Source organism: Ruegeria sp. (assembly GCF_028066395.1).
GTDB lineage: Bacteria > Pseudomonadota > Alphaproteobacteria > Rhodobacterales > Rhodobacteraceae > Ruegeria.
The window spans coordinates 113367-125174 of record NZ_JALCBM010000004.1 but is presented as its reverse complement, the minus strand read 5'-3'; the positions used below and the strand labels follow the sequence as shown (position 1 = coordinate 125174).

Here is an 11808-nt window from a genome sequence, read left to right as displayed (position 1 = left end):
AAAGGCCGGTCATACACTAACAATCAAATTGGACCACTCAAGTGGGGCTGATCATAGGTATCGGATACTTTCTGAATATCGACTATGGTGGTCGTCGCAGTGTTCCTCGATACAACGGCAATTCCAAGCGATGTTCTTTGCCCAGGCGACCATCAAAGACCGGGCCGCTATCTGTCATTCCGTAGCTGCGATAAACGGACAGGGCGGTGACGTTCTCCGCATCAACCGCCAGTTGGAGGCGCTCCACGTCTGGCCATTCTGACCGAATTCGATCTACGCAAAGGCCAAAGCACCTTTTGCCCAACCCCTTACCTTGCCAGGGTTTTGCGATCTTGAAGCCGTGCAACGAGATCGCATTCAAACCCACCCAATCCGGAGCTGCTGGCGGCACTTTCAAAATCACGATCCCGATTGGGTCTGAATCGCAAAAGAACGCAAAGCACCGCGCATTACGCCCAATGCCTGCGTGAAATTGGGACAGGCTGTCGGCAAAGCTGCCGCCAAACTCGGCTTGTTCCAACGTAACCTGCAACCTCGCAATCTCCGCCAGGTCAGTTGATGTTAGGTCTGCGCAATCTTTCATTCGGATGTTCAAGGGCATTTCGGCGGTTTCACTCGATTTCTACGGTGCGCTGAATTTCGGCCGTGCAACGCAAGATCACGACCCTATACAATTGCGCCAACGGCCTCATCATGTTTGCTTGCGGCGCGCATAATTGCGAGAGGCTTTGGCCCGATTTCCGCAGGTTTCCATGATGCACCACTTGCGGCGGGCATTTTTTGTTTCGTCAAGAAACAGCCATCCGCAATCGGAGCCAGGGCACTTCTTCACACGCGCCAGTTCGCGCGCATCGCTGAATATCGAAAGGGCCGAGATCGCGATCAAACCCAGCAATGGTTGTTGGCGTAGGTTTTCGGTTGAGCTACCAGACAGGCCCTTGAGGTCACGCATGTATTGATCAAGGTTCAGATTTATCAGTCGCGCAGGGTCCATGAACGCAGAACGCAGGTTCGATCTGAACTCATGGATGGTCTCGACTGATGAAGGGCAAAGCGCATTGGGTAGCCCAAGCGTCTGCGCCCACAGGTCTAAATCAGCGGTCGTTTCAATTTTCTCGTGCAGGACCTGATTGTCGTCCGTCCAGTTTGCCGTGTTCAGGAAATCCAGTGCCAGCCTTCCTGCAATCGGTCGAACGATGGAGTGTGTACTATAGGTCATGCAAGCTTCTAACCTCTGTAGGGGTTGACTGGCAACACGATCCATATCTAACCTGCATTATGGTTAGAATCGCCAAATCCGATACTTCCCCTGAAAACAGTGGGTTTATCCTGACTTGGCAAGGAACCCTGCGCGGCGTGCTGCGGCTGGCCCCCATATCCATCTTTGTCATACCGTTTGGTGTCGGCTTTGGAGTGGCGGCCATTGAAAACGGGCTGAGCGTCCTTCAGACCATGGTGATGAGCGCACTTGTTTTCTCGGGCGCGGCACAGTTCGCGTCTCTGGATTTCTGGCCTGAACCTGTTGATCTAGTCTCACTCGCGCTGGTCATGTTCGCTGTAAATGCGCGTCATATTATGACAGGGGCGGCTCTTTCACCGTGGTTGAGTCAGTTGTCTCTTCGATCAAGGTGGTTCGCGCTGGCTTTGCTTAGTGATCCGAATTTTGCCGATAGCAGACCTGCTTTCCAATCTGGCGAAAAAGATGCGGGTATCCTTTTAGGCGGGGGGCTGATCCTGTGGTTGAACTGGGTGTTCGGAACAGCTCTGGGCGCTGTTGCTGGCGCCAAAATTGGTAACTTGCAGGCCTATGGATTTGACGTGGTTATGGTCTGCTTTTTTGCTGCGTCGATCACGGGGCGGCTGAACCAGCGTTCAGCTATCATCCCAGCTGTTCTGGCCTCCTGTATTGCCGTTGCAACATTGAACTGGCTTCCCGCGGGTTGGAACATCGTCGTTGCAGCCTTGACCGGAGGCTTTTGGGGCGTCGTAGCGTATGGCAAGTGAACTGACGCCATGGGCTGCTATTCTGGTGATAGCATCGGTCACGTTTCTCAACCGGATCGCAGGCCCTATCATGATGAAACACATAGAAACATCGGCCAAAGTGGAACGGTTTCTCGATGCAATGTCGGTATCCGTAGTGGCCGCACTCGTTGCATCCATCTTGGCACAGGGCGGCTGGCGTGAAGTGATAGCTGTAGGAATCTCAGCTATGGTGATGATGCGATTCACAAGCGCGGTCTGGGCAATGGTGGCCGGAATAGGCGCGGCAGCAGTTTGGTTTGGTGTATTCTCCTGACAACCGCAAAACGACTGTATCTGCAGAGCGTATGCGGATATTTTCGTAAACGCAACGAATGCTGGGATTGTCCGCGTTCTGTGCGTCCGCTTGTGTTGAGATTTTGCGGTCGCAGCGAATGGCCGGTTCAACGGGTCGCGACGCAGCATCTCGACAGGGTAGTGGAGGTCGGCTTTGGGCCGTCCTTGGCCGTGCAAACGGGTCTCAGGCCCACATGCTGCATCCTCCCCGATGGCAGCAACGAGCCCAAAGTGCGAGGTGCCGCAGGCTGGACGAATGGCCGCTTACAATGTCGGAGCGCAAACCAAGATTTGCTCAATTGCTACGTTCACTATGCTCGTGCGCAAGAATCCCCATGATCCAATCATCATGCCACGCACCGCTTACCCAAGCGGCTTGTCGTTCTGTACCCTCGTGAACAAAACCACACGACAGATAGCAGCGAATTGCGCGCCTGTTGTACGATAAGACTCGCAAGTCTACGCGATGTAGTCCCATTTCCGCAAAGGCATGGTCGAGAGTTTGGGTAATAGCTTCGCGCCCAATTCCGCGCCCAAGATGAGCTTCACCAAGAAGCCCGATTGCAAGGCGCGCACGTCTGTCCTGCTTGTCTAAACTATGCAACCGAACTTGCCCGACTGGCTCACCCCCATTGACGATAATCTTGGAATACGGGTGGTCACGCAACCACTCAAGCCAACGTTTTGATCGTTCCATATCGGGTTTCGGCAAGCTGTCTGTTTCACCGCCATACATGCGAACAATTTCGGGGCTTGGAGCATAGGAGAAATGTACCAATGCATCTGCATCTACAGGGTCGCGAAGTTCGACCAGAGAACTGGGATTTCTCACTACATCAGCCTCTTTCTGATAATGGCTGCCCTATCCTATGTTTGGGCGTTGATGAACGCAAATCGGAAGCAAACGTTAGCGCATTTGCGGCGAAAGGTCAGCTCTTCCCGCGATCTGTAAGTTCACCATATGTCAGATTTCGCTACTGCGGCGAATGTCCGCAATGCGGGCTGCGACCGCAGCATTTGAACACGGTGCTTAAGGTCGGCTCTGGGCCGTTCGTTCAAAAATTGAGACTTGAACTGGCAACACTTCAGGCAACCAGAGGCAACTTTAGTTGGCGGAAAGGTAAGTTAATTGGTCAAAAGGCAAAATATCTCTGCATTTGACAGCTGAAAATGTTGGTCGGAGTGAGAGGATTCGAACCTCCGACCCCTGCCTCCCGAAGACAGTGCTCTACCAGGCTGAGCTACACTCCGACCGTGGCGGGTGATCTATACCCGGTCCTTTGGATGTGCAAGAGGGTTTTTGATGCAATCCGACGGCTAATGGATCTGTTTGCTGCAAGCCAGAGGGGTCAAGCCTGTCAGGGCAGGGGATCGGTCTTGTAAAGACGGATTTTGGTGCCGCCGTGATCAACCACCGGGCCCGGGGGCAGAAGAGGCAGGCGGGTGGCGCGGGCCAGAGAGGGGGTGCTGGTGACGATACCGACCCGCCAGCCATGAAAACGGGTCAACAGGGTCTTGCCGAGGCTGCCATACAGTGATCGCAGGCGTTTTTCGTCACCGATCCGGGCACCGTAGGGTGGGTTGACGATGACTAAACCCGCTGGCCCCTCGGGCGGTTTGATGTCGCTGACGGCGCGCTGATGGAATTGGGTGATGTCGGCGACACCGGCACGGGCGGCATTTGTCGTTGCAGCCTCGATCGCACCGGCGTTGCGGTCCGAGCCGCGGAAGATGAGCCCGGAGGGGTTGGTATCCTCAGACACACGCATCTGTTGCCAGATCTCCGGGTCGTAGGTCACCAGATCCTCGAACGCAAATCGGCGGGCGCGGCCGGGCAGCAGGCCCGAGGCGATCTCGGCGGCTTCGATCACGAATGTGCCGGACCCACACATCGGGTCCAGCACCGGCTCAGCCCCGTCAAAACCGCAGTCACGCAGGAACATGGCGGCCATGGTTTCGCGCATCGGGGCTTTGGCGACGGCGGATTTGTGGCCGCGTTTGTGCAAGGGCTCACCGGATGTGTCGACCGAAAATGTGCAGAGATCCTTTTCAATCCGCAACAATACGCGCAGAGAGGCCTCGGAAGACACCGGGGCACCAAGCGTTTCGGAAATGGCGTTCTCGACCCGCTGGCGCGCGGCCCCGGCGTGATAGATTCGGGACTTGCGGCAGGTGGCCTCGACCTTGACCGGGATATCCGGGCGCAGGACATCCGACCACGGGAACTTGCGCGCGCGTTTGTCGAGCTGCGCCAGATGCACTGCCGGAAACCCGCCCAGACGCACCAGCACCTTGTTGGCCCCGCGCAACACCAGATTGGCGCGCCAGACCTCGGGCCAGCCACCTTTGCAGATGACGCCTCCGGGAACGGCGCGAGCGCTCGCGAATCCGTTTTGAACGGCCTCGGCACAGAGCGGCGCTTCGAGCCCAGGCGTGGCGATCAGAAAAATCTCAAGGTCTTCGGCATGATCCATTTCGGCTGCTTACACCGGATGATCGCGCGGCGCGACAGGCAAATTGCGCTGGTCAAACCACGGGCCAATGCCGCACATTCAGGGGAAAGTGATCTAAAGCGGCGAGATTCGTCGCGAACCGATTTGCGTTTGCAGCGATCCCCGCGTAAAGGAGCCGTGGCGGATTTTGCATCTGCGGCGTGGCGCCGTGCCCGGTCATCAGGACGGGGCAGGGCGCTACAGGCCCGGGCCGCGAAAGACAAACACAACAGCCTGAAACAGGTGGCTCAAGAAAACAGCTTGGAAGACCATAGCGACATGCACAGTTTCAAACTGAAAAAAGGGTTGGACCTGCCGATAGAAGGCGCACCCGATCAGACCATTCAGCCGGGGCCGGCCTATTCCACAGTGGCCGTATTGGGGGCCGATTACATTGGCCTGAAACCCCGGATGCTGGTGCAGGAAGGCGACGAGGTGCAGCGCGGCACACCGGTCTTCTGCCACAAGGATGCACCCGATGCGATGATGGTCGCGCCGCTCAGCGGTAAGGTCGTGGCGATCAATCGCGGCGCCCGGCGGGTGCTGCAAAGCGTGGTGATCGAGGTGTCAGACGCCAACGACACCGGCGTGGATTTCTCGGGCGTGGGCGATGCTGACACAGCCGAGGGTGTGACCGCCAAACTGTGCGCCGCCGGTCTGTGGACCGCATTTCGCACCCGGCCCTATTCGAAAATGCCGGAACCGGGCAGCGAACCTGCGGCGATTTTCGTCACCGCGATGGACACCGACCCGCTGGCCCCCGATGCCGCGCTGATCATCGGTGATGCGGGTGACGCCTTTGCCGCCGGGCTGGCCGCCGTTTCGCACCTGACCGAGGGCAAAACTTATCTGTGTCATCAGGATGGGACCTCGATCCCCGGGGGCGATCTGTCGGGCGTTGAAGTTGCGGCGTTCTCTGGCCCGCATCCGGCGGGGTTGGCGGGAACGCATATCCATTTTCTTGAACCGCTGGCGGGTGACAAGCAGGTCTGGACCATCGGCTATCAGGATGTGATCGCCATCGGTCGTCTGATGCAGACCGGGCATCTGGACCCCAATATCGTGATTGCCCTGTCTGGCCCCGGCGCACGTCAGCCGCGTCTGATCCGCACGGTCATGGGGGCCTCGACCGATGATCTGACACGGGACGAAGTCGCTGTCGACGGCACGGCGCGGGTCATTTCCGGTTCGGTCCTGTCGGGAAACCATGCCGAAGGCCCGACTGCCTATCTGAACCGGTTCGCCCGCCAGATCACCATCATCCGCGAGGATCATGACCAGATCCCCATGGGCTGGATTCGTCCGATGCCCTCGAAATTCTCGGTGCAGCCGGTGTTGGGATCAGCTTTTACCAAAAAGCTTTATGCCTTCACCTCGAACCTGAACGGTGGACGCCGCGCCATGGTGCCCACCGGTGTGTTCGAAGAACTGATGCCGCAGGATTACCTGCCCACGCAACTGCTGCGCGCGCTGTTGGTGATGGACACCGACACCGCGCAAGCACTGGGCGCGCTGGAGCTGGACGAAGAGGATCTGGGCCTTGTCGGCTTTGCCTGTCCTGCGAAATATGAATACGGGCTGGCGCTGCGCGACTGCCTCAGCAAGATTGAAAAGGAGGGCTGAGCCACATGGGTTTGCGCAGCTTCTTTGATCGGATCGAGCCGAACTTTACCAAGGGCGGCAAGTACGAGAAGTATTTCCCCATCTACGAGATGGTCGAAAGCTTTATCTACACGCCGAAAACCGTCACCACCGTCGCCCCGCATGCGCGGTCCTATGTGGATATGAAGCGGATCATGACCTATGTCGTGATCGCCACGATCCCCTGCATCCTGTTCGGGATGTGGAATACGGGCTATCAGGCGAACTCGGCCATTGCGACGCTGGGACCGGATGCGGCCACGGGTTGGCGGATTGCGCTGTTGCAGATGTTCGGCATCTCGCTGGACCCTGCGAGCCTGTTTGCCAACGTAATGCACGGGTTGCTGTACTTCCTGCCGATCTACATCGTCACACTGGTCGCGGGCGGTATTTTCGAGGTCATCTTCGCCACCGTGCGCGGGCATGAGGTGAACGAAGGTTTCCTTGTGACCTCAATGCTTTACACGTTGATCATGCCAGCTACGACCCCGCTGTGGCAGGTGGCGCTGGGGATCATCTTCGGCGTCGTGATTGGTAAAGAGGTGTTTGGCGGCACCGGCAAGAACTTCCTCAACCCCGCGCTTGTGGGCCGGGCGTTCCTGTATTTCGCCTATCCGGCGCAGATGTCGGGGGACGCGGTCTGGACCCCGGTTGACGGTTTCTCGGGTGCGACCGCGCTGGCGGTGTCGGCAGCCGATGGCTATCAGGCGCTGGCCGCCGATGGCATCACCTGGTGGACTGCGTTCTACGGCACCATTCAGGGCAGCTTTGGTGAGACCTCGACCTTGGCCTGTCTCATCGGTCTGGCCTTCCTGCTGATCACCAAGATCGCCAATTATCGCCTGATTGTGGGCTGTCTGGCTGGGACCATCGCCTTTACCTGGTTGCTGAACCTGATCGGGTCGGACACCAACCCGATGTTCGCGATGCCGTGGTACTGGCACGTGGTTCTGGGCGGCTATGCCTTTGGTCTGGCCTTCATGGTCACCGAGCCCGTCTCGGCCAGCCATACGAATGTGGGCCGCTACGTCTATGGCGCGCTGATCGGTGTCATGGTTGTGATGATCCGTGTCGTCAATCCGGCCTTCCCTGAAGGCATGATGCTGGCCATTCTGTTCGGCAATGTCTTTGCTCCGCTGATCGACTATTTCGTCGTTCAGGCAAACATCAAACGGAGGGCGCGTCGCCATGTCTGATACGCAATCCCCAGAACCCAAAGGCGCGATTGCCAAGTTTCTGGCGGCCTCGCCGGATTCGGTCGGCAAGACGATCTTTGTCGCCGTCGCCGTCTGCCTTGTTGCTTCGATGGTCGTGTCCGCCGCCGCCGTCAGCCTGCGCCCGGTGCAGGAAGCGAATGCACTGAAGGACAAGCAGGTCAACGTCTTGCAGGTGGCGGGCGTCTATGAGCCCGGCATCAACGTGACCGAAGCGTTCGCCGCGTTTGAGCCGCATGTGCTGGAACTGACCTCCGGCGATTTTGTCGATGATCAGTTCGACCCGGCCACGTTCGACGATCTGGCCGCCGCCAGCGATCCTGACCTCAGCGTTGCTTTGGATGACGACCCGGCAGGCATTGGCCGTCAGGCCAAATACCGTGTGATCTATCTGCTGCGTGACGATGCGGGTGATCTGGACAAGGTGATCCTGCCGCTGCACGGCTATGGCCTGTGGTCCACGCTCTATGGCTTTATCGCGTTGGAGAATAACGGCAACGACATCTTTGGCCTACAATTCTATCAGCACGGCGAAACCCCCGGTCTGGGGGCCGAGGTCGACAACCCGCGCTGGAAAGCGCTGTGGAACGGCAAGAAACTGCGTGACGACGCAGGTGATCTGCGGATCACCGTCGCCAAATCGCAACCCGCTGCTGGCGCTGACTTCTATGTCGACGCGCTGGCCGGGGCCACGCTGACCTCGGTCGGGGTCGATAATCTGGTGAAATTCTGGATGGGTGACGCGGGCTACGGTCCGTTCCTGGCCAAACTGCAAGCAGGAGAGTTCTGATGTCCCAGACAAAGAAAGAGCTGTTGGTCGATCCGCTGGTCGACAACAACCCGATCACCCTGCAGGTGCTGGGCATCTGTTCGGCGCTGGCGGTGACGTCCTCGCTGCAAGTGGCCTTTGTGATGGCGCTGGCGGTGACCTTCGTGACCGGTTTTGCATCAATGTTCATCTCAATGCTGCGCAACCAGATCCCGGGCTCGATCCGGATCATCGTGCAGATGGTGATCATCGCCTCGCTGGTGATCCTGGTGGATCAGATCCTCAAGGCATACGCCTTCCAGATTTCGAAAACCCTGTCGGTTTTCGTCGGCCTGATCATCACCAACTGCATCGTGATGGGCCGTGCCGAGGCATTTGCCATGAAAAACCCGCCGATGGCCTCGTTCATTGACGGTGTCGGCAACGGGCTTGGCTATGGTCTGATCCTGTTGCTGGTGGGCTTTATCCGCGAACTGTTCGGTTCGGGCAGCTTGTTCGGCGTGACCATCCTGCAAACCGTAAACAATGGCGGCTGGTATGTGCCCAACGGCTTGCTGCTGCTGCCGCCTTCGGCCTTCTTCGTGATCGGCCTGCTGATCTGGGCCTTCCGCACATGGAAGCCGAACCAGGTCGAAGAACGTGAATACAAAATCCAGCAGGTAGAGGCGCACTGATGGAAGGGCTTATCTCTCTGGCCGTAAAGGCCATCTTTGTCGAAAACCTCGCGCTCAGCTTCTTTCTGGGGATGTGTACTTTCATCGCCGTGTCCAAGAAGATTTCTACCGCGCTGGGCTTGGGCATTTCGGTCATGGTCGTGCAGGCAATCACCGTGCCGACCAACAACCTGCTGCTCAGCTATCTGCTGAAACCCGGTGCTTTGGCTTGGGCGGGCTTCCCGGATGTGGACCTGACCTTCCTCGGCCTGATCTCATATATCGGCGTGATTGCGGCGATGGTTCAGATTTTGGAAATGATCCTCGATAAGTATTTCCCGCCGCTTTACAACGCGCTGGGAATCTTCTTGCCACTGATCACGGTGAACTGCGCCATCCTTGGCGGCTCGCTGTTCATGGTGGAACGCGACTACAACTTTGCCGAGGCCGCGACATATGGCGTGTCCTCGGGCTTTGGCTGGGCGCTGGCGATCACCGCGATGGCGGGCGTTCGGGAGAAGCTGAAATACTCGGACATTCCCGATGGTCTGCAGGGACTGGGGATCACCTTCATCACCGCAGGGCTGATGGCGATGGCCTTCATGTCCTTCTCGGGCGTGAAACTGTAAGGAGGGGCGCATGGAAACCTTTAGCCTAGGCGTCGTCCTTTTCACCCTGATCGTCATCGCGCTGGTCGCGATCATCCTGGCGGCACGTTCAAAACTGGTCTCGACCGGGGATGTCAACATCACCATCAATGGCGAGAAAACCATCTCGGTTCCCGCTGGCGGCAAATTGCTGCAAACTCTGGCAGCCGAGAAGCTGTTTGTGCCGTCGGCTTGTGGCGGCGGCGGCACCTGCGCGCAATGCCGGGTCAAGGTGCATTCGGGCGGCGGGTCCATCCTGCCGACCGAAGAAAGCCATATCACCAAGCGCGAAGCTGCCTGCGGCGACCGCCTGTCCTGTCAGGTTGCGGTCAAGCAGGACATGAATATCGAAGTCCCCGAAGAGGTCTTTGGCGTCAAGAAATGGGAATGCACGGTGCGGTCGAACGAGAACGTCGCGACCTTCATCAAGGCGCTGACGCTGGACCTGCCCGAAGGCGAGGACGTGAATTTCCGCGCCGGTGGTTACATCCAGATCGAGGCCCCCGCGCACCAGCTGGCCTATACCGATTTCGATATCGAAGAGGAGTACCGCGAGGATTGGGATCGCTTCAATCTGTGGCAGTACAAATCCGTCGTGGCTGAGCCGATTGAGCGCGCCTATTCCATGGCCAACTATCCGGATGAAAAGGGCATGATCATGCTCAACGTCCGGGTTGCTTCGCCGCCTCCGGGCTCCGAAGGTATCCCGGCGGGTCAGATGTCGTCCTATATCTTCAACCTGAAACCGGGCGACAAGGTCACGATCTCGGGTCCGTTTGGTGAATTCTTCGCCCGTGAGACCGAGAAAGAGATGGTCTTCATCGGCGGTGGCGCTGGCATGGCCCCGATGCGCAGCCACATCTTTGACCAGCTCAAGCGTCTTGAGAACCGCAATCGCAAGATCAGCTTCTGGTACGGCGCCCGCTCGAAGAAAGAGATGTTCTTTGTCGAGGATTTCGACAATCTGGCGAAAGAGTTTGACAATTTCGAATGGCATGTCGCCCTGTCGGACGCCCAGCCCGAGGATGACTGGAAAGGTTATACCGGCTTCATCCACAACGTCTTGTTCGAGGAATACCTCAAGAACCACCCGGCGCCCGAGGATTGCGAGTTCTACATGTGTGGCCCGCCGATCATGAACCAGTCGGTCATCAACATGCTGCTGGATCTGGGTGTGGACCGCGAAGACATCATGCTCGACGATTTCGGCGGGTAAGAAACGAAAAACCGACGCTCAAGAGGGCGCCGGTTTTCAGTTGCGGACATCTATGCCCAGAACCGCCTGAATGGCGGTTGGCGGGTCCACGGATTGCGCGCGCATGTGATCCTGAACCTCTCGCAGTTTCGCATCGACCAGATACCGGTACCAGAACCCCTGCAGCACATGGAACCGCCGCCCCTGCGGGCTGTCGAGCAGCCCCAGCCGAAAGACGAACCGCCACAGGAAATAGGCCCCGGCGCGCAGCCCGAGGGGCAGACGGGCGTAGATCACCTCTTTGATCCAACGTTTGCGCCGGGCCTGCGGGCCCGTCGCTTGGGCTATCGTCTCCTGCGGCAGGAAGTGATGGCGCAGGTTCAGCAGGTCCACCACCTCGCGATTTGCATAGGCGTTGTGTTTGTCGATCCACCAATCCAGCGGTTTCAGGTTGTCGTCCAGAATATACCCCGTGAACCGTGCCGTTTTGCCTTGAACCACGATATGTTCGTCCATCCAGCGGTCTTCGCACCGGCCCGCAGACGCGCGGAACAGGCGCAGGACCTCAATGGGGAACACGCCACCCCGACGTATCGGGTCACCCATGAAATTCATGTGTCGCCGGACATGAACTCCATGAATTTCTGGCCCGAGGGTAGGGAGCTTACGTGAAATCTCGGCGTGTAATTCGGGGCTGACGACCTCATCCGCGTCCAGCCGCATGATCCAATCCGAGCGCCCCCCGACCTGATCCAGCGCCCAGTTGAACTGATCCGCGTAGTTGCGCCAAGGGTGTTGCAGCACCTCGGCCCCCAGATCAGCTGCAATCCGGCAGGTCGCATCGGTCGAGCCGCTGTCCACGACGACGACCCTGTCAG

At 58.2% G+C, this 11808-nt stretch carries 13 protein-coding genes and 1 tRNA gene; 8 read left to right on the top strand and 6 right to left on the bottom strand.

What is annotated here, in order from left to right; genetic code table 11:
- Positions 1–82 precede the first annotated feature (82 nt).
- Together MPJ51_RS02735 and MPJ51_RS02730 are read right to left on the bottom strand one after the other, a co-directional pair.
- Positions 83–583 (bottom strand): GNAT family N-acetyltransferase, encoded by a 501-nt coding sequence (locus MPJ51_RS02735; protein ID WP_298381474.1) that lies wholly within the window; start codon positions 581–583, stop codon positions 83–85.
- A 108-nt stretch (positions 584–691) separates the two neighbouring features.
- Positions 692–1219 (bottom strand): CGNR zinc finger domain-containing protein, encoded by a 528-nt coding sequence (locus MPJ51_RS02730; protein WP_298381473.1) that lies wholly within the window; start codon positions 1217–1219, stop codon positions 692–694.
- Between the two features lie 59 nt (positions 1220–1278).
- Between MPJ51_RS02730 and MPJ51_RS02725 the strand changes: the two genes are divergently transcribed.
- Both MPJ51_RS02725 and MPJ51_RS02720 read left to right on the top strand, forming a co-directional pair.
- On the top strand, positions 1279–2004 hold the full coding sequence (locus MPJ51_RS02725; protein ID WP_298381472.1) for an AzlC family ABC transporter permease: 726 nt from the start codon (positions 1279–1281) through the stop codon (positions 2002–2004).
- Positions 1994–2299, top strand: a complete 306-nt coding sequence (locus MPJ51_RS02720; RefSeq protein ID WP_298381471.1) for an AzlD domain-containing protein — start codon at positions 1994–1996, stop codon at positions 2297–2299. The genes MPJ51_RS02725 and MPJ51_RS02720 overlap by 11 nt, the downstream gene beginning before the upstream one ends.
- A 315-nt stretch (positions 2300–2614) precedes the next feature.
- Here the strand turns inward: MPJ51_RS02720 and MPJ51_RS02715 are convergent, their stop codons facing one another.
- The 3 genes from MPJ51_RS02715 to MPJ51_RS02705 all read right to left on the bottom strand — a co-directional run bounded on the left by MPJ51_RS02715 (position 2615) and on the right by MPJ51_RS02705 (position 4793).
- Positions 2615–3151 (bottom strand): GNAT family protein, encoded by a 537-nt coding sequence (locus MPJ51_RS02715; RefSeq protein WP_298381470.1) that lies wholly within the window; start codon positions 3149–3151, stop codon positions 2615–2617.
- Positions 3152–3493: 342 nt separating this feature from the next.
- A tRNA-Pro gene (locus MPJ51_RS02710) sits at positions 3494–3570 on the bottom strand.
- Between the two features lie 107 nt (positions 3571–3677).
- The gene (locus MPJ51_RS02705) at positions 3678–4793 is read right to left on the bottom strand and encodes a class I SAM-dependent RNA methyltransferase (RefSeq protein WP_298381469.1); all 1116 of its coding nucleotides are present in this window, start codon (positions 4791–4793) and stop codon (positions 3678–3680) included.
- A 297-nt stretch (positions 4794–5090) separates the two neighbouring features.
- On the opposite strand from MPJ51_RS02705, the gene MPJ51_RS02700 reads away from it, so the two are divergent.
- From MPJ51_RS02700 to nqrF, 6 genes are read left to right on the top strand one after another with little or no spacing between them, the layout of a single operon-like run.
- Positions 5091–6434: a Na(+)-translocating NADH-quinone reductase subunit A gene (locus tag MPJ51_RS02700; RefSeq protein WP_298381477.1), complete on the top strand. Its 1344-nt coding sequence runs from the start codon at positions 5091–5093 to the stop codon at positions 6432–6434.
- 5 nt (positions 6435–6439) lie between these two features.
- Positions 6440–7648: an NADH:ubiquinone reductase (Na(+)-transporting) subunit B gene (locus MPJ51_RS02695; protein WP_298381467.1), complete on the top strand. Its 1209-nt coding sequence runs from the start codon at positions 6440–6442 to the stop codon at positions 7646–7648.
- On the top strand, positions 7641–8456 hold the full coding sequence (locus tag MPJ51_RS02690; RefSeq protein WP_298381466.1) for a Na(+)-translocating NADH-quinone reductase subunit C: 816 nt from the start codon (positions 7641–7643) through the stop codon (positions 8454–8456). The genes MPJ51_RS02695 and MPJ51_RS02690 overlap by 8 nt, the downstream gene beginning before the upstream one ends.
- Positions 8456–9109 (top strand): NADH:ubiquinone reductase (Na(+)-transporting) subunit D, encoded by a 654-nt coding sequence (locus MPJ51_RS02685; protein WP_170652958.1) that lies wholly within the window; start codon positions 8456–8458, stop codon positions 9107–9109. Before MPJ51_RS02690 ends, MPJ51_RS02685 begins: the two co-directional genes overlap by 1 nt.
- Positions 9109–9717, top strand: a complete 609-nt coding sequence (gene nqrE, locus MPJ51_RS02680) for an NADH:ubiquinone reductase (Na(+)-transporting) subunit E (protein WP_298381465.1) — start codon at positions 9109–9111, stop codon at positions 9715–9717. Before MPJ51_RS02685 ends, nqrE begins: the two co-directional genes overlap by 1 nt.
- Positions 9718–9727: 10 nt before the next feature.
- Positions 9728–10951 (top strand): NADH:ubiquinone reductase (Na(+)-transporting) subunit F, encoded by a 1224-nt coding sequence (gene nqrF / locus MPJ51_RS02675; protein ID WP_298381464.1) that lies wholly within the window; start codon positions 9728–9730, stop codon positions 10949–10951.
- A 36-nt stretch (positions 10952–10987) separates the two neighbouring features.
- Here the strand turns inward: nqrF and MPJ51_RS02670 are convergent.
- Positions 10988–11808 (bottom strand): glycosyltransferase family 2 protein (locus tag MPJ51_RS02670; protein ID WP_298381463.1); only part of this gene is annotated, 821 nt, incomplete at its 5' end.